16 protein-coding genes are annotated in these 18,116 nt (G+C 59.2%); 7 read left to right on the forward strand and 9 right to left on the reverse strand.

Annotated features, from left to right (window positions below):
• Window positions 1-55: 55 nt before the first annotated feature.
• Window positions 56-889 (forward strand): hypothetical protein, encoded by an 834-nt coding sequence (locus HF931_RS16840; RefSeq protein ID WP_273241253.1) that lies wholly within the window; start codon window positions 56-58, stop codon window positions 887-889.
• Between the two features lie 9 nt (window positions 890-898).
• Here the strand turns inward: HF931_RS16840 and ispG are convergent, their stop codons facing one another.
• The 4 genes from ispG to HF931_RS16860 all read right to left on the reverse strand — a co-directional run bounded on the left by ispG (window position 899) and on the right by HF931_RS16860 (window position 6,655).
• The gene (gene ispG, locus HF931_RS16845; protein ID WP_273241255.1) at window positions 899-2,035 is read right to left on the reverse strand and encodes a flavodoxin-dependent (E)-4-hydroxy-3-methylbut-2-enyl-diphosphate synthase; all 1,137 of its coding nucleotides are present in this window, start codon (window positions 2,033-2,035) and stop codon (window positions 899-901) included.
• A 65-nt stretch (window positions 2,036-2,100) separates the two neighbouring features.
• Entirely contained in the window at window positions 2,101-3,021 is a 921-nt protein-coding gene (locus tag HF931_RS16850) for a helix-turn-helix domain-containing protein (RefSeq protein WP_162175970.1), read from the reverse strand.
• A gap of 92 nt (window positions 3,022-3,113) precedes the next feature.
• Window positions 3,114-5,381 (reverse strand): phosphoenolpyruvate--protein phosphotransferase, encoded by a 2,268-nt coding sequence (ptsP, locus tag HF931_RS16855; RefSeq protein WP_035551102.1) that lies wholly within the window; start codon window positions 5,379-5,381, stop codon window positions 3,114-3,116.
• Between the two features lie 26 nt (window positions 5,382-5,407).
• Complete coding sequence (locus HF931_RS16860) at window positions 5,408-6,655, reverse strand: aspartate kinase (protein ID WP_035551099.1); 1,248 nt, start codon at window positions 6,653-6,655, stop codon at window positions 5,408-5,410.
• Window positions 6,656-6,749: 94 nt separating this feature from the next.
• Between HF931_RS16860 and ubiG the strand changes: the two genes are divergently transcribed.
• Together ubiG and HF931_RS16870 are read left to right on the forward strand one after the other, a co-directional pair.
• On the forward strand, window positions 6,750-7,526 hold the full coding sequence (gene ubiG / locus HF931_RS16865) for a bifunctional 2-polyprenyl-6-hydroxyphenol methylase/3-demethylubiquinol 3-O-methyltransferase UbiG (protein ID WP_273241258.1): 777 nt from the start codon (window positions 6,750-6,752) through the stop codon (window positions 7,524-7,526).
• Window positions 7,523-8,134 (forward strand): DUF924 family protein, encoded by a 612-nt coding sequence (locus HF931_RS16870; RefSeq protein ID WP_273241260.1) that lies wholly within the window; start codon window positions 7,523-7,525, stop codon window positions 8,132-8,134. Before ubiG ends, HF931_RS16870 begins: the two co-directional genes overlap by 4 nt.
• Here the strand turns inward: HF931_RS16870 and HF931_RS16875 are convergent.
• Complete coding sequence (locus tag HF931_RS16875; RefSeq protein ID WP_081806108.1) at window positions 8,131-9,501, reverse strand: MFS transporter; 1,371 nt, start codon at window positions 9,499-9,501, stop codon at window positions 8,131-8,133. The two genes, HF931_RS16870 and HF931_RS16875, sit on opposite strands and share 4 nt — an antisense overlap.
• Window positions 9,502-9,622: 121 nt before the next feature.
• Here HF931_RS16875 and HF931_RS16880 point away from each other — a divergent pair, with 121 nt between their 5' ends.
• Window positions 9,623-11,116 carry a M20 family peptidase gene (locus tag HF931_RS16880; RefSeq protein ID WP_273241261.1) on the forward strand — a complete coding sequence of 498 codons (1,494 nt, stop codon included), beginning with the start codon at window positions 9,623-9,625 and terminating at the stop codon, window positions 11,114-11,116.
• Window positions 11,117-11,138: 22 nt separating this feature from the next.
• Here the strand turns inward: HF931_RS16880 and HF931_RS16885 are convergent, their stop codons facing one another.
• Complete coding sequence (locus HF931_RS16885) at window positions 11,139-11,501, reverse strand: MerC domain-containing protein (protein WP_273241262.1); 363 nt, start codon at window positions 11,499-11,501, stop codon at window positions 11,139-11,141.
• A gap of 212 nt (window positions 11,502-11,713) precedes the next feature.
• The gene (locus HF931_RS16890; RefSeq protein WP_273241264.1) at window positions 11,714-13,036 is read right to left on the reverse strand and encodes an oxygenase MpaB family protein; all 1,323 of its coding nucleotides are present in this window, start codon (window positions 13,034-13,036) and stop codon (window positions 11,714-11,716) included.
• A 111-nt stretch (window positions 13,037-13,147) separates the two neighbouring features.
• Between HF931_RS16890 and HF931_RS16895 the strand changes: the two genes are divergently transcribed.
• Entirely contained in the window at window positions 13,148-13,759 is a 612-nt protein-coding gene (locus HF931_RS16895) for a TetR/AcrR family transcriptional regulator (RefSeq protein ID WP_273241266.1), read from the forward strand.
• On the opposite strand, the gene uvrC is transcribed toward HF931_RS16895, so the two are convergent.
• Window positions 13,756-15,630, reverse strand: coding sequence for an excinuclease ABC subunit UvrC (uvrC, locus tag HF931_RS16900; RefSeq protein ID WP_273241268.1), 1,875 nt, complete (start codon window positions 15,628-15,630; stop codon window positions 13,756-13,758). The genes HF931_RS16895 and uvrC overlap by 4 nt on opposite strands.
• A 39-nt stretch (window positions 15,631-15,669) precedes the next feature.
• Window positions 15,670-15,981 (reverse strand): hypothetical protein, encoded by a 312-nt coding sequence (locus HF931_RS16905; RefSeq protein WP_273241270.1) that lies wholly within the window; start codon window positions 15,979-15,981, stop codon window positions 15,670-15,672.
• Between the two features lie 243 nt (window positions 15,982-16,224).
• Between HF931_RS16905 and HF931_RS16910 the strand changes: the two genes are divergently transcribed.
• Both HF931_RS16910 and HF931_RS16915 read left to right on the forward strand, forming a co-directional pair.
• Window positions 16,225-17,436 (forward strand): pyridoxal phosphate-dependent aminotransferase, encoded by a 1,212-nt coding sequence (locus HF931_RS16910; protein WP_273241272.1) that lies wholly within the window; start codon window positions 16,225-16,227, stop codon window positions 17,434-17,436.
• A 104-nt stretch (window positions 17,437-17,540) separates the two neighbouring features.
• Window positions 17,541-18,005 (forward strand): Dps family protein, encoded by a 465-nt coding sequence (locus HF931_RS16915; protein WP_035551073.1) that lies wholly within the window; start codon window positions 17,541-17,543, stop codon window positions 18,003-18,005.
• Window positions 18,006-18,116 lie beyond the last annotated feature (111 nt).

Consider the following 18,116-nt stretch of genomic DNA (forward strand, 5'->3'; position numbering starts at 1 on the left):
GTCTTGTGAAGTGATGTCTGGCTGGCGTATTATTTGACGAGACAGGGATAGGCTTATGAAATCACTCATCAAATTCGTGCTCGCCAGCATCGGTGCATTTCTGGCGCTGTCGCTTCCGGCGCACGCGCAGGGGACGTGCCCGAAAGGCCGCGAGCTTGTGAACACGCTGGTTACTTCGATCAATGCCATTCCGGGCGATTCCAACAAGACCAAGGCCTATGCGATCGTATACTGGAAGCGCGCGACCTATCAGGTCTACGAGAACGTGAACCTTCTCGGGGTCTTGAATGGTTGCAGCTATCCGAAAGGAAATTGCGGTCTTCCGGATGACCTGTCCGGAACGCGCTTTCAGCAATTGGTGGATTATCAGGACGCCGTTTATGCCTTCAGAAACGGCAAGACCAGTTCTGAGCCGCGTGTTCCGATGAGTGCGCCATTCCCTGATGACGGCATGCTTGAATGGGCTGAAGGGGTGCTTGGCTGCACCACATCCGAACCTGCACCCGCCGCGCCTCCGCAAACGGCGCCAGACCCGAAATGGGTTGGCTATGACGCCGCACGTCAGGCAGGCGGCGACCAGTTTTACCAGTGGTGGCGCAAGAACTTCGAAATGCGGCGAACCGCAGATGCGTTTGAGCTTTGCCGCACATTCGGATCTTCCAGCTATGAGTGCAGCCTGGTCGCAGAGTGGACCTATCTGAATTCAGGCCGCAATCCCTATACGGGCGGCACCACCCAGACCTTCAATGGGACCTATTCTGATCAGGATCGCGGCTACAATGCAGGCTATGAGGGCACTGTGCCGAAGCCGACCTATACCCCGCCAACGTCGAACGAGCCACGCTGCTATGATCAGGGCGACGGGACGGAAAAGTGCTTCTACGACTGAAGACGGCGCCTATTCCGCCGCGACGGTCTCAGCAGCCTCCCGCTGAGCTTTCAGGCGTTCGGCCTTCTTCTCGACCAGCTCGACGATATGCTCGACCATGTCGGCATTCGACACATTATGATCCGGTCGACCGGACACGAACATCTTTCCGCTTTCCTTGCCACCGCCGGTAAAGCCGAGATCGGTCATGGCGGCTTCACCGGGGCCGTTCACGACACAGCCGATAATGGAGAGCGAGATGGGCTCTGAAATATGGGCCAGGCGCTGCTCCAGTGTTTCAACTGTCTTGATCACGTCGAACCCCTGACGCGCGCAGCTTGGGCAGGCGATGATGTTCACGCCGCGGGTACGCAGGCCCAGTGACTTCAGCATTTCGAAGCCAACCTTCACCTCTTCCACCGGATCAGCAGAGAGCGAGACGCGGATCGTATCACCGATGCCGGACCACAACAATGTTCCCATACCGATGGAAGATTTCACTGTTCCCGTCCGCAGGCCGCCAGCCTCCGTGATGCCGAGATGCAACGGTGCGTCCGTCGCCTCGGCCAGCTGGTGATACGCCGCGACCGTCAGGAACATGTCTGAGGCCTTCACCGAAATCTTGTATTCGTGGAAGCCGAGATCATCGAGAATGCGAGCATGGTCCAGAGCGCTCTCGACCATCGCGTCCGGGCAAGGCTCACCATATTTTTCAAGCAGGTGACGTTCCAGAGATCCGCCATTCACGCCGATCCGAATGGAACAGCCATTGGCCCGCGCCGCGGCAACCACTTCCTTCACTCGCGCAGGAGACCCGATATTGCCGGGATTGATCCGCAAGCAGGCCGCACCGGCGTCAGCCGCTTCAATACCGCGCTTATAGTGGAAGTGAATGTCCGCCACGATCGGCACCGGGCTTGCCCGGCAAATCTCCGGCATCGCCGCCGTTGATTCCTCCGTCGGGCAGGAAACGCGCACAATGTCCGCGCCTGCCTCTGCGGCGCGTTCGATCTGCGCAATCGTTGCCGCCGCATCTTCGGTCGGCGTATTTGTCATGGTCTGAACCGCGATTGGCGCGTCTCCGCCAACCAATACATTGCCTACGCGGATCTGACGCGATTTGCGGCGCTCGATGCTGCGCCAGGGACGAAGGGCATTATGAGACATGGGCGCGAAGTCCTGTCCGGTGACTGTCGTGCATCACATGGCCGGTCCGGCGACACATGGCAAGCCTAGCGCGACGCCTTGTTGCCGCCATTGGCAGCCATCGCCGGGGCCGCCGCATCTGCTGCGCGGCTGATCTGTTCATCAATACTGGCGGAAAAGACCGGGGTTGCCTCTGGTCCGAGGGGACCGACCGTTACATCGCCAACGCGCCATTCAAACGCGCTGCCATCACGCGCGGAAACCGTCCAGCCTGCATTGAGGCGCGGGAAATAGCTCTCACCCTCAGCCATCACACGGCTGCGGAAGATCGTGCCATCCGCGCCGCGCACTTCCAACCAGCCCTGCTTCACGGCGACCAGCTCCAGGGGCAAATCCTTCGGTGCCGGGCGTTTGGACGTTTCAACATCTGCAAACAGGCTGTCGCGCGCGCCATTCACGGCGACGACGCCAGCCTGGGGCTCAAGCTCCACATTTGGGCGAACCAGTTGCGAAACGCCGATCGCGCCTGCCCCCAATACGACCAGAAGTGCCGCCGCGGCGACAGCGAGCGGCCATCTCGACTTCTCCGGACCAATCTCGCCAATCTTCGGAACCGGTGCATCATTCTGCACTTCCTGCACCGCACCGCATTCCTGACTGTAAACGCGAATGACTTCTTTTTCGGGAAGCTTCAGATACTTGGCATAGGTGTTGAGGATCGCGGTCAGATAACCGCCGCCTGGAAGTTCACCGACTTCCATACGTTCGATCCACATCAGATAGTCCTTGCGCATCAACGTATCGCGAGACACGTCCGCAATTTCAAGGCCCAGCGTCTCACGCACGCGGCGCAGGACCTGACCCATGCGCAGGGCCTCACCTTCAAACTCGCGCGCCTTGAAGATCTCCATTGCCCGCTCATGCGCGCTCACGCCATCAGCGCTCGGCGCAGCCGTTTCCGGGCCGGTTTCAACAAGATCTTCGCGGGTCAAATCGTCGTGTGCCATATTCATCCAGCTTATCGATACAGCGAGGGGGTCCCCTCCCTGCACCGCAATATCTGGTCCATGAATGTGGTGATTATATGGGCCAGAGCGTATTAACCATCAGAAAGCTCGATCCCATGATCGGCTGCCAAGGCTAACACTTGGTTACGGAAATCCTGCTCGGGCGCATCCAGCGCAGCCAGAAAGTCCGGCTGGAACGCCTGCAGATCCAAGGACCTTATCATTTGCTTGACCGGTCCAATAGATCCTGCCGACATCGACAATGCAGTAAATCCGAGCGCGACGAAGCAGAGCGCTGACAGCGGCGTTCCGGTCGCCTCGCCACAGGCCGACATGCGGATGCCGTGCGTCTTGCAGGAATCCGACACCTCTTTCAGGAAACGCAGGCCGCTGGGTGACACCAGATCGTAACGTTCCGACACATGCGGCGTCATCCGATCTGCGGCAAAGAAGAACTGCATCAAATCGTTCGTCCCGACCGACAGGAACGATGCCTTTCCGGCCAGTTCCTTCAGCCCATAGGCAAGCGCCGGCGTCTCAAGCATCACACCAACTTCTACTTTTGCCGGGGTGCGGCCCGTGCGCTGCGCAGACCATTCCACTTCCTTCATCAACAGATCCCGCGCTTCCTCGAATTCGGAAACCACGGTCACCATCGGGAACATGACGGTCAGCGGGCGATCCCCTGCCGCGCGAACGAGTGCCCGCAACTGACGGCGGAACAGGCCCTTATGGTCCAGCGCGAACCGGATGGAACGCCATCCGAGGGCCGGGTTTTCCTCCCGCTGCAGATTCAGCGCGGGCAGCACCTTGTCGCCGCCGAGATCCACAGTGCGGAAGACGACCGGTTTGCCTTCAGCCTTGTCGAGCACCGTCTTGTAGAGCTCGATCTGGTCGTTCACCCGCGGCAGGGACTCAGACACAAGAAACTGGAACTCAGTCCGGAACAGGCCGACCCCATCGGCGCCTGCCTGTTTCATCATGTCGAGATCCAGCTCCAGGCCTGCATTCAGCATCAGGGACACATCGGTCCCGTCCTTCGTGCGCGCAGGCAGATCCTTCAACGCAGCATAGGCCGCCTGACGTTCCGAGCGGAGGGAGACCCGACCCTTGTACGCATCGTACAGAGAGTCATCCGGGCGAATGTGCAACGTGCCTTCTTCGGCATCCACGATCACCCAGTCCCCCTGATCAATCCGCGTTGTCAGCCCCTTGATGCCGCCGAGCGTGGGGATACCAAGCGCGCGCGCCACGATTGCGGCATGAGAGGACGCCGCCGCCTCTTCCATAAGAATCGCCCGCAGGCCCGTGTTGGAGTATTCCAGCAACTCGGCAGGCCCCAGACGCCGGGCGACGAGAACGCTACGTTCTTCGCTGATTTGCGGCTTGCCCTCTTCCCCGCCAAGGATGCGCAGCAGCCGGTTGTCGAGGTCTTCGAGATCGTGAAGGCGCTCTCGCAGGTAGGGGTCACGCGCACTTTGCAGGCGGGCGCGGTGTTCGCGGCGGGCACGATCTACCGAAGCCTCTGCCGAGAGGCCGGACTTCACGCCTTCCTGCAGCTTCTCGGCCCATGACGGGTCATGCGCTAGCAGCCGATACGTCTCCATCACATCGCGCGGGTCTTCGCCAAGTGCGGCGCCGTCGAGCGACATCATGCGATCAATCGAGGCCTTGAGTTCAGCCATGCCTTCCGACAGGCGATGACTTTCCGTCACCTGATCCGCTGCGAAGAATTTTGCGGCGGGCACGACCGGATCATGCAAAACGGCGCGGCCATAGCCGAGCCCTTCACAGAACACACGCCCTTCCAGTGACGCAGTGTTTCGCTCTCGCTTCTCATCCGTGCCGCCATTGTTCAGGGCGTCCGGATTGATGCGATCGACGATCTCTGCGAGCACCATTGCAATGGTCTGCAAATTGTCGACTTCTTCATCATCATAGGCCCGCTCGGTGCGGTTCTGGACGGTCAGCACGCCAATGACGCGGCCGCCACGCAGGATCGGCACGCCAAGAAAGGCGTGGAACGGGTCTTCTCCGGTCTCTGGCCGGTAGGAAAAGGATGGATGACGCGGCGCATCCTGAATGGCCATCGGCTCAGCGCGGCGCGCAACAAGACCGACAAGCCCTTCATTCGCGGTGAGGCGCGTTGCGGCGACCGCGTCAGCTTTCAGACCTTCAGTAGCGATCAGCAGCAGGCCGCCATCCTGCAACCGCAAATAGATGGAGCAGACATCTGCAACCATTGTGGAGGCAATCAGCCTTACAACCTTGTCGAGCCGCGAACGTGTTTCGCCTTCCTCCGCCATGACCTGGCGGAGCCGGTTCATCAGCAGTCGCGTCGCGGGCAGATTATAAGGCATGGTCAGCCTGTTTGTCGCAGCCTCTGTCAGGCAGCGTCAAGGCCGAATGCGGTATGAAGTGCCCGAACGGCAAGCTCAGTGTAGGCATCCCCGATCAATACAGAGATTTTGATCTCGGACGTGGAAATAACATCGATGTTGATGCCTTTTTCGTACAATGCCTTGAACATGGTCTCGGCAACGCCGGTATGGCTGCGCATTCCCACGCCCACGATGGAGATTTTGGAAACATCGCGCACGACTTCGAGGCGCTCATACCCGATTTCTTCGTGCATGCCTTCCAGCGTATCCCGCGCAATCGGGCTGTCCCGATCGGTACAGGTGAACACCATGTTGGCCTGCTCAGGTCCACGTGCCTGCGCCTGGACGATCATGTCCACGTTCACGCCAGCCCGTGCAAGGGCAGAGAAGATCTTGGCGGAGATACCTGGTTTGTCCGGAACTCCGTAGAGCGTGACCTTGGCTTCATCCCGTGAATAGGCAACGCCGCTAACAACCTGTTTTTCCACGATTTCTTCCTCTGAGCAGACAATGGTTCCGGGATTGGGCTCACCAGGCTTCAAAAAGCTGGACAGCACCCGGACAGGCACATTGTGATTCATCGCCATTTCTACAGAACGCGTCTGCAGAACCTTGGCACCGAGGGATGCGAGTTCCAGCATCTCCTCAAACGAGATTTTCTCGATCCGTTGCGCCTTGGGCACGATCCGCGGATCGGTCGTATAAACACCGTCGACATCCGTATAGATGTCGCAAACGGTCGCATTCAGCGCAGCAGCCACAGCCACGGCGCTGGTATCGGAACCGCCCCGGCCGAGCGTGGCGACACGTTCATCATCGGTTACCCCCTGGAAACCGGCAATAACGGCGATTTCCCCCGCATCCACCGCATCCGGCAGCATGGAATCGTCAAAGCCCATGATCCGCGCGCGGCCGTGGCTCTTATTGGTTTTCAGGCGCAATTGCCATCCAAGCCAGCTGCGCGCTTTCAGGCCTCGACGGCGCAGGGCCAAAGCCAGAAGACCCGCAGTAACCTGTTCACCTGAAGCAACCACGACATCGTATTCATCGTCGAATTGCTCGCGTGGCAGATTATCCCCCGCCGCGCCCTCGGCATAGCCGACCAGCTTGTTCGTTTCGCCCGACATGGCGGAAACGACGACAGCCATGTGCTCGCCCTTCGCCGCGCGATCTGCCACAATGTCTGCGACATTCGCGATGCGGTCGAGGTCTGCGACCGATGTGCCACCAAATTTCAGAACCGTGCGCGCCATTTCGCCCCATAACCTGTCGTCTTCTTGGGATATCCCACTATATTCGCTCTCCATAGGGGGTGTTCCCCGCCGGATCAAACAGGTTTCTTGAACTATGACAGTAGCAAAAGACAGGGTGAACGACGCCCCCGCCACGCCGAGCATTGATCCGGACGAAGTCGCCAAGTTCTCAGCAATGGCGGCAGACTGGTGGAATCCGCGCGGCAAGTTCCGACCGCTCCACAAGTTCAACCCCGTTCGACTCCGCTTCATCCGCGAGACCGCGGAACGGCATTTCAACATCTCGCCCAACGCAAAACGCCCGCTGGAAGGCCTGCGTCTGCTGGATATTGGTTGCGGCGGCGGACTGGTGTGCGAGCCGATGACCCGGCTTGGCGCGTCCGTTACCGGCGTCGACGCCTCTGAAGCGAACATCAAGACCGCCCTGACCCACGCACAGGAACAGGGGCTACAAATCGACTATCGAGCCGGCACCGCCGAAGGGCTGATCCAAGCGGGCGAGCCGAAGTTCGACATTGTTCTCAATCTGGAAGTGGTCGAGCATGTCGCAGACCCGCACCAATTCCTGAAAGATACCGGCGGGCTGGTAAAGCCAGGCGGCCTGATGATTGTTGCCACGTTGAACCGCACGGCTAAGGCGCTCGCCACGGCAGTGATTGGTGCAGAATATGTGCTTGGCTGGTTGCCGCGCGGCACGCATGACTGGTCGAAATTCGTGACGCCCGAAGAAGCCGATGCCGGCCTCACCGCGTCCGGACTGATAACAGAGGAGCCAATTGGCGTGTCGTACAATCCGCTAGGCGACAGCTGGAAACTCTCTGGCGACACGAAGGTGAACTATATGATCGTTGCCCGGAGGCCAGCAGAATGACGCAGATCCCGACACCCGCAGACGTACTGGACTATTGGTTGGGAAACACGCCAAATTCCGTCGACGGACTTGAAGAAAAGCACAAGCTCTGGTTTGGAAAATCTGACGCAACAGATGCCGAAATCCGGGATAAGTTCCTGCACCTGCTAGAGGACGCCTCTCACCTGCCCTTCGCAGATGACTGGGCTGCCGAAGGCCCGCGTGGACGCCTTGCCGCCATCATCGTGCTTGATCAGTTCAGCCGCAACCTTTTCCGGAATGACGCGCGGGCGTTTCATCAGGATTCGCTGGCGCTTCGTCTGTGCAAGGACGGGCTGGCACTGAAGGAGGACGAAAAGCTCAGCGAGACCGAACGCGTGTTCTTCTATCTGCCACTGGAGCATTCGGAGGTTCTGGAGGACCAGAAGCAAAGCGTCGCTGTATTCAAGAAACTGGCCGAAGATGCCCGGCCTGACTATCGCAGCTTTGCTGAGAACACATACGACTACGCTATCCAGCATTTGAAAGTGATTGAGAAATTCGGGCGCTTCCCGCACCGCAATGCTGCGCTCGGCCGGGAGACGACACCTGAAGAGGCCGAATGGCTGGCCGAAGGCGGCGGGTTCTAGTCCAGCATCTCAGGCCCGCGCGGGTCGAGGCTTTTGCTGATGTCCTGCTGCATGGCTCGGGTCAGCGTGTAGCGCGATGCGACCAGTGCTGCGAGTCCGTACAGGATGAATGGCAGGACACAGAAAACCAGCAACAGGCCGTGCAAAGCGTCTGGTGAATTGACTGTTCCCGGCTTGAACCCGGCGACCCGGCCGAGAACGAAATATCCGATGCCGAACGCAAGGCTGCTGCCGATCTTGTAGGCACTGGTCAGCAGGGAATAATAAATGCCGGCCCGGTTCTCCCCGGAACGCGCAGCCTGATACTCCACCACATCCGCCGCCATGGAGCGCGCGATCACGACAGGGGCGCTGAAAGCCGCACCATTGACGAGCGCACCGACAAGCAACGCGCCAAAACCGCCCCCTGAACGACCGGCAATATAGTAAATGATGTAACTGGCCATCCCCATGATGACGGCGCAGAGGAAGGCTGTGTGCTTCTCCGTCATCGCCGAGAATTTCAGCCATAGCGGAAGCGCCGCGACCGCCGTCGAGAAGAAGATCATGAGGATGACGCTGGCCATGGAATCCGACAGGCCGAACACGTATTCCGCAACGAACAGATAGTTTGATGCGGTGATGGCCACAGCCGTTCCCACCAGCAATTCCATGGAGAGGACGACACCGAGAAACTTGTTTCTCAGGGCCGCGATCATGGCCTTGAGGTCAAACTTCATGGCTTCGCCCCGGTCGCCCCGCATCGGATTGTCGGGAACGAATGTGCACGACAGGAAGGCGACAATCGGCAACGAAATGAGCAAGGCCCACCCCATCACGGCCACTTGACCGAACCGGTCGACCTCAAAACCCGACACCGCCAGGATCGCAGGGACGGCCAGCAGGGCCAGCATGGAGACGATGCTGATCACCTCCGCCCAGGTGAAGAAGCGCGAACGGTCGTCATAATCTGTTGCAATGGCCGGAACCCAGGCGGATCGCGCCGTCTGCAAGAGGGTGAACCCGACATAGAACAGGATCATCCACACCACGAAGTAGGCCGGCCCTGCCCCCCGTTCCGGCATATAGATGAAGTAGGTCGCGATCCCCAGTAGTGGAACGCTGAGCACGATCCAGTGGCGCACGCGTCCCCACGGGCTGCGATAGCGGTCCACCACAAAGCCCATGATCGGATCGGTCGTGATGTCCCAGAAGCGGAGCACCATGAACAGGAATCCTGTCAGCTCCAGCCCCAGCCCCACCTCGTTCGCATAGAGCGGCGCGAGATAGACGGCCAAGGGCAATCCCACCCCTGCCAGCGGTATGCTGAGCGAGGAGAAAGCAAGCACTCTCGGTAAGGACAGGCGCGGGCCACGTGCGTCAGTCATGGGCTCAGCCTGCCCGCGAAAAACGTGACGGCCAAGTCATTTTTTTGTTGGCACAGAGCTTGACGTCGCGGCGGTCGGGCCTGACACGGGAAGAAAGATACGTTTGGAGGAAGCAAACCCGATGCTGAAGAAAATCCTGTTGGGCCTTGTCGCGCTGGTCGTGATTCTTGTCGCAATCGTCGTGTTCCGCACCTTTACCTATGGCGGCGCGGCGTCGAGCGAACGTGTTGACCTTCCTACAGTGCCAACGGTGTCGGCAGACAGCGCGGCAACGCATCTGAGCGAAGCAATCCAGTTCCGCACCATCACAGTCGCCGCGGGTGACCCACGCCCCGGACAGGAAGGCCCGTGGCTGGACCTGCACACCTGGCTGGAGACAACTTATCCCACCGCGCACAGCGCCATGAGCAAGGAACTCGTGCCCGGTACACTGACACTGCTCTACACCTGGCAAGGCACGGACAGCTCGCTCGACCCCCTATTGCTGATGGCGCACCAGGATGTTGTGCCCGTGAACATTGGCACGGAAGACGACTGGACCGGCGCGCCGTTTGCGGGGGAGATCGTGGACGGTTACGTCTACGGGCGTGGCGCGCTTGACGACAAGGGCAGCCTAGTCGCCTTGATGGAAGCCGCAGACGCGCTGGCCGCCGATGGTTTCCAGCCAAAGCGCACCGTCTATTTCATGTTTGGACACGATGAAGAAATCTCGGGAAGTGGCGCAGAAGCAGGCATCGCCCTGCTGAAATCTCGCGGCGTCACGCCGGTCATGGCGCTGGATGAAGGCTTCGCAATTGTCGACCCCTCTCCCCTGACTGGCAAGCCGATGGCCTTCATCGGCATCTCTGAGAAGGGGTACCTGACGCTGACCCTGACTGCACTTGCCGAAGGCGGGCATTCTTCAACGCCTCCACGCGATTCCGCAGCTGTCCGCCTGGCCCGTGCGATTGTGGCACTGGACGAGAACCAGATGCCTGCCGACTTCTCGAAACCTCCGGTCTCAGACCTGTTCCGAGTATCTGCACCTGACCTGCCATTCACGCAGAAAATGGCCTTTGCCAATCTTTGGCTGTTCGGAGGTTCGGTCGAATCTGCAATGGCGGGCATTCCTGCCGGCAACGCCATGATCCGCACGACCACCGCACCGACCATGCTTGTTGGGTCCGCCAAGGAAAACGTGCTGGCCCAACGCGCCATGGCGACGGTAAACTTCCGGGTACATCCGAACAACACTGTGGAAGATGTCATCCAGCACGTGAAGGATGTAACATCCGACATCAAGAGGATCGAAGTCACCGTCTCTGATGGCGGGATCAGCGGCAGTGAAGCCTCGCCCGTCTCACCAACGGACAACAAGGCGTACGCCGTTCTGGCCAGTGTGGCAGAAGCGGCCGGAAACGGAGCGCCGGTCGCGCCGGGTCTTGTTCTTGGCGCCACGGATGCGCGCTATGCCAGCGCGATCACCGATAGCGTCTACCGGTTTGCACCTTCCGTTCTCAACCCGACAGATCTGAACGGCTTCCACGGCACGAATGAGCGCCTTGCCGTCGACAACATGAAACGATTGTCGGAAGGTTATGCGCAGATCATCGTCGCCATGGATGAGGGCGACTGATCCACAAGCCCGCAGAGGAAACCTAGTGTTGCTGGTGCCTGGTCCAGCGAAACAGGTGCGCGCCAGCAAGGCAGCACGCGCCTATGACGGTGAGATGCGTTTCGTAATCGTGCAGGGACTCTACAAAGGCGCCTGCAACCAGCAACGCGCCGCCAAATGTGGCCAAGGCGCCGAAGACCAGACGAGTCGTGGGGCGGCGGGTCTGCGTGAATGCCAGAAGCGCAATCGGCAGCGCAATCATGACCAACGCCTTGTGCACCCATTCGGCCTCCGCCACCGTTGTCATCAATGGCATGACCGAGCCAAGCACTGGCAAGGCCAGACAATGCACCAGGCACAGGCCTGAAAGACCAACCGCCGTCGTATCTGTTTTCTGAATTTTCACCTGAGTACACCCCAAAATGTTATAGTGTATCTTTTAGGGATTCCTCAGCGCAGGTTCAACCCACCAAATCAGCCGATAAACATGAAAACGCCCCTTCGCCGCGCGGATGCGGGCGATGGTTCAGGTCTGGAGTTGTGGTCTCTCGTGGAAAACGTTTGATGCCCCCCGCCCCCAGGCAAACCCGCGGGAGGCATCAAACTCCCCTCCCACCGTCATGCAGTCGCGGGTACTGCAGGACGGTAAGCTTCAGCATTCGATGTGAACTCGGCATGGCCGTAGCGTTTCAACAGGCGGCGAATGCGCGCTGTCAGGCGACGATCGGCCATTTTGCGCAATCCGGGCACGGACAGCGCAAACCGGTAGAGCGCCATCTTGGCCGCAATATAGGGAAACAGTACCGCCGCGACAGCATATTCACTTGCGCCAACGGGCACGCCAATCTCCCGGGCGCGATCACTGTCCCCATTCAGGAAATGCTTCACCAGGACAAGCCGGGCGAGCCGCTTTTCCAGGGCATTGAAGATGCGATGCCCCAATTTCTGATCCGGTGGCAAATACGCCTCCAGCGTCGCGCGCACCAAAGTTCCACACGTCTTGTCGTCAAAGCCTTCGCGGATTGATGCGCCCCGCGCATTCATTATGTCGACGATGCCTTGCGGTGTGTCCATCAACAGGTCTTCCGGCAAGCCTAGCAGGTAACAACGATAGCGGCTGAACTCGACCCGCGCGCGCTCTTCTGCGGTAAACTCGGTCCGTCCTTCATCCAGCATCTGATAAGCCAGAAGGAACACGTCGATCAGTCCGGCTGGCATCTGGTCCACTTGCGGCACCGGAATGCCGTAAACGGACTTATCCCAGCTTTTCATACGGCGCAGAATATTGAACCGGACCATGGAATGCATCAGGCGCACCATGGCGGCGGCCTTGAACCCTTCACCGCGCGGCTCCAGCGCGCCCGGCAAGGTCGTCACAGTGAAGAATGTCGCGGTTTCGTTCACACGGCGGGAAGCCGTGGAATGACCCAAGGTGCCGGTCATCGCCATTGGCAAAGCGGTATACTTGTTGAGGAAAGTTGCCAGAAACGCTCCCCGGATCATCCAGGGCGATGTCACCGCCATCGGCAGGCGGTTCAGTCGCGCCCCTTCCCGCACAAGGTCCATGTCCAGCCAGTCCGGCCGGGTTTCCATTTCCTCGATCAGTGCGACCAGTTCCTTCGGCGCATCCGGCACAGCGTCGATGCCGTGGTCACACGCCGCCGTCAGCATGTCGACCAGGCGCTTAAACCCGTACTCCCCCATCAGCGACGCGTAGGCATCCGCCGTAATGTCCCCCAACATCGTGTACGCCTTCACGCGCTCCTTCATGTCGGCGGGCGGTGGCGGCAGGTGGCGCAGTGATTTTGGCAGGGAACTGTCTTCGACCTGCTCTGTATAGCGTTCCGGAGTTGCGGAAAAATCCACGTCACCATACATCACCGGCAGAGCGGTTCTCTGGTAGGCAATCCGCTCCTGAACCTGGGCGAGCGATGGGTGCATCAGACTGTTCCTGTCGTATTACTTGCAGTTCCAGATACATAATGTAAGCAATCCTCATATTTTCCACTCGCATCGCAAACGATGGGTCAGATTTCGGATTGAGGACTATAAGTGACTGAAAAGTCTAGAAGAAAGCCAAGGCAAGCGCGTGCGCAGGCCACTGTTGAAGCAATTCTCGAAGCAACGTTTCAGCTTTTGGAAGAGAGCGGTCTCACGAAATTAACCACAAATCGCATCGCTGAGCGTGCGGGCGTCAGCATCGGCACACTGTATCAGTATTTTTCTGATCGCGAGGCCATCCTCTTTGCGCTCAGTCAGCGCCAAAGCGACAATGTGCGCAAAAAGATCACCGAACTCGTGCTCGAAAACCCGGAAACATCTGCCGTCCGGGCGATCATTCGGGCCCTCATGAAGGGACCGACCGGGTCACACCAGACGCGGTTGATTTTGTCGGATGCCCTCTTCCGCTCAGGCGGCAGCGATGTGATGAGCCGTCAGCACTTCGCCTTTCTGGACTCTGTCAGCGGACAATTGAGCTTCGACTTCCCACACGGGCGCGAAGCGGCCTTCATCCTGACCCACACGGTTGTGCAGCTCTTGCGCGCCGCGGCTGCCGAGCCGGAGCTGGACCTCAATCCTGAAGTTCTGGAAGATGAACTGGTCCATTTGCTGGAAAGCTACATCGAAAACCTGACGTCGCGCTTTGCTCCCGCGAAATCCTAGCCGCTGTTGAAGTGGCCCCAGATGCGTTCTGCCAGCGCCTCGCTGACACCTTCTACGGCCATCAGATCGGCCACTTTGGCCCGCGAGACTCCCTTGGCCGACCCGAAATGGTGCAGCAGGGCTTTCTTGCGCGCAGGGCCGACGCCCTCAATCTCGTCCAATGGGGAGGATTTGATCGCGGCGGACCGCTTTGCCCGGTGCGCACCGATGGCCCAGCGGTGAGCCTCATCGCGCAGGCGCTGGAGATAATAAAGTACCGGCGCTGTTTCCGGCAGTTTGAAAGGCGCGCGGCCCGGCCGGAAAAACTGCTCCCGACCGGCATTTCGGTCCACACCCTTGGCGATGGAAACGAGGTTCACGTCCTCCGGGGTCACACCAATTTCGGCTAGCGCTTCGATCACGGCGTTCAGCTGTCCCAAACCGCCATCAATCAAAACCAGGTCCGGCCAGTTTGTACCATTGCCCTCTTCGCGTTCCTTCAGGGCGCGAGAGAAACGACGCCGCATCACTTCGCGCATCATGCCATAGTCATCGCCAGGTTCGATGGCCGTGTCCTTGATATTGAACTTGCGATAGGCGTTCTTCATGAAGCCTTCCGGTCCGGCGACAACCATTCCGCCTACGGCGTTTGAGCCCTGGATGTGGGAGTTGTCGTAAATCTCGATCCGGTCTGGCGAGGCGTCCAACTCGAACACTTTCGCCACTTCCGCCAGCAGGCGCGCCTGGCTGGCCGTTTCGGCCAATTTGCGCGACAGGGCTTCTCCCGCGTTGCGCGAAGCCTGAGCCACAAGGTCTTTCTTGCCACCGCGCTCCGGTCGGCGCACCTCAACCTTGCGCCCGGCCTTCAGCTCAAGCGCTTCCCCAATCAACTCGGCCTGATCCGGCAATTTGTTGACAAGAATCAGTTTCGGCGGTGGGCGCTTGTCGTAGAATTGCACAAGAAAGGCTGACAGCACTTCCTCTGGTGTCTGTTCCCGTTCGTGACGCGGATAATGCGCCGTCGCGCCCCAGTTCTGCCCGGCGCGAATGAAGAAGACCTGCACGCAAGATACGCCGCCATCCATCTCGATGGCGAATACATCTGCCTCTTCAATATCTTCCGGATTCACATCCTGGCTGGCGCGTACATGGGCCAGCGCGCGAATCCGGTCTCGCAATCGCGCCGCGCGTTCGAATTCCATTTCCTCCGCAGCTGCTTCCATGTCTGCCGCAAGGCGCTTCTGAAGGTCGGCCCCCTTCCCGCGTAGGAAATCTGCCGCCTGATCGGCCAGCGCCTGATAATCCTCGGTCGAAATCAAATCGACGCAGGGCGCAGCGCAGCGCTTGATCTGGTGCAGCATGCAGGGGCGGGTCCGAACGCTGTAGACGCTGTCCTCACAAGTGCGCAGCAAGAACGCCTTTTGCAGCGTATCGAGCGTGCGCATTACGGACCCCGCGCTCGCGAACGGCCCGAAATAGTCCCCCTGATCCATCTTCGAACCACGATACTTCTTTATCTGCGGGGCTTCATGATCGCGACGGATGAGAATGTAGGGGAAGGATTTGTCGTCGCGCAGCAAAACGTTGAAGCGGGGCTTCAGGCTTTTGATCAGACTGGCCTCGAGCAGCAGCGCCTCAGTCTCGGTCTCTGTGACGACGAATTCCATCCGCTTGGTCATGGAGATCATGCGCGCAATTCGCTGCGTATGACCGCCCAGCCGCGCATAGTTCGACACACGTGCCTTCAGGTCGCGTGCTTTGCCGACATAGAGCACGTCATCATGCTCGCCGAACATGCGATACACGCCGGGCTTGCTCGGCAGCCTTTTCAGATTGTCTTTGATGACATCGATGCCCCGCAGGGACGTCGCGCCGGAATCAGTCGGGTTCATGACTCAACAGATAGTCCGGCTTGCCGCCGGATGCGAGCCTTAGCCGAAGTTCAACATGCTATGAAACGCAAACCGGGAATCCAGCATCCAGCCGGCGCCGAAGCTGAACAGCATCACCAGAATGATGGACGACATGAAGGAACGCCCCTGCTTGGGCGCATGTTTCCGGTTCGCCGCCTTCACGAGAATCAGGAAGAACAACAGCGCAATGAACACCGCCATGAAGAAGACTTTCTCCATGTCAGAGAGATGATCGACCCAATCGGTGACGTCCAGAATGATATCGTTTGCCACTTCCGCGATCTTGTCGAGCATCGCATTCAGCAAACTCATGTCCAGTGATACGCTCATGTCTCCCCGCAAATTCCCGTCCTGGGAACGCTTTCATGCTTGTTTCAGGAACGAGGAGTGTCTCACACATGGCTAAAATCCAGCCCTAGACCGGCATATGAATTTACCGCTTTCGATTCAGGCATTGGAAAGGAATTTTCCCGGCTGCGGCGGTTTTCCCCCTGCCCGGCTCTTGCCGCGCGCCAGCCGCAGGATTAAGCCGACGCAAACGCCAGCCGAGCGTGACACGCACAGGAAATACTCATGTCTGAAACCCTTCGCCTTTCTGAAGCCCTGGACCGCGTAAAGCCGTCCGCCACTATCGCCGTCACCACAAAAGCGAATGAACTGAAACGGGCCGGGCATCATGTGATTGGCCTCGGGGCGGGCGAGCCGGATTTCGATACGCCGGACAACATCAAGGAAGCCGCCATGCAGGCGATCCGCGATGGCAAGACCAAGTACACGCCCGCTGACGGCATCCCGGAACTGAAAGAAGCGATCTGCGCAAAGTTCAAGCGCGAGAATGGCCTGACCTACACGCCGGGCCAGATCCACATCGCGCCGGGCGGCAAGCCGGTCATCTACAATGCCTTTGTCGCGACGCTAAATCCCGGCGACGAAGTCATCATCCCGGCGCCATATTGGGTTTCCTATCCCGACATGGCGCTGATGGCAGGCGGCACGCCCGTGCCGGTCGCCTGCGGACCGAACGCCAATTACAAGCTGACGCCGGAAGCGCTGGAAGCTGCAATCACGCCGAACACCAAATGGCTGTTGCTGAACTCACCGTCCAACCCGACTGGCGCCGCCTATACGAAGGAAGAGCTGCGCGGCCTGGCCGATGTGCTGCTGCGCCACCCGCATGTCTGGACGCTGACCGACGACATGTATGAGCACCTCGTCTATGACGACTTTGAGTACTTCACGATCGCGCAGGTCGAACCGAAACTGTTCGAGCGGACGCTTACCGTGAATGGCGTGTCAAAGGCTTATGCCATGACGGGTTGGCGCATCGGCTATGCTGGCGGACCGGAAAAACTGATCACAGCCATGCGCAAGGTGATCAGCCAGACCACGTCCAATCCCTGCTCCATCAGCCAGTGGGCCGCGGTCGAAGCGCTGAACGGGCCGCAGGACTTCCTGCCCGAACGACGCGCCGTTTACCAACAGCGCCGCGACATGGTCGTGGCTGGCCTCAATGCTGCCGAGGGCATCACCTGCGCGACGCCAGAAGGCGCTTTCTATGTCTACCCGTCCTGCGCGGGCGTGATCGGCAAGACCAGCCCTTCCGGAAAAGTCATTGAGAGTGACAAGGATTTTGCTTCCGAACTGCTCGAAAAGGAAAAAGTCGCCATCGTCTTCGGTGAAGCCTTCGGCCTTTCCCCGGCATTCCGCGTATCCTACGCGACCTCCACAGAGGCACTGCAGGAAGCCCTGACCCGCATCCAGCGCTTCTGTGCGAACCTGTCATAAACCAATGGTATAGAGGGGTTCTATATCGGGTGTTCCACGTATTGATTTGAATGGAACTTTCCCCGTTCTTACGTGCTGAACAAGAGAGCAAAAAGGAGCCCCTCATGCCTGTAGACATCGGTCTGAACGACGACGCCCGAAACACATCCGCTGACGCCCTGCGCGTCCTGCTGGCGGAGACATATGCATTGTACTCCAAAACGCACGGCTACCACTGGAACGTGACCGGCCCACGCTTCAACAGCCTGCACACCATGTTCGAGACACAATATAATGAGCTGTGGCTGGCGCTAGACGAAATCGCTGAACGCATCCGCGCGCTCGGCCATTTTGCCCCAGCCTCTGCCAGCGAGATGGTCGAACCAGCTACGATCAAGCCGGACAATGGCATTCCGGATGCTGACACGATGGTCGAAAACCTGGTTAAAGGTCATGAAGCGGTCAGCCGCGCAGCGAAAGCCGGTTTGAAAATCGCGGAAGATAATGGCGACGCCGTAACGGCCGATCTGATGACGCAGCGCGCCGCCATCTCGGAGAAGACCGCCTGGATGCTGCGCGCCAATCTCTAGGGAATCCGCGCCTCCGGCGCATCCTGTATATTGCACTGCACAACAAGTGGCGCGTTTCATGGGCTTGACGGTCCCGCTGAGGCGCGGCACTCTTTCATTTGTGTAATGAAT

It is taken from the genome of Hyphomonas atlantica corrig., assembly GCF_017795365.1.
GTDB classification, from domain to species: Bacteria; Pseudomonadota; Alphaproteobacteria; order Caulobacterales; family Hyphomonadaceae; genus Hyphomonas; species Hyphomonas atlantica.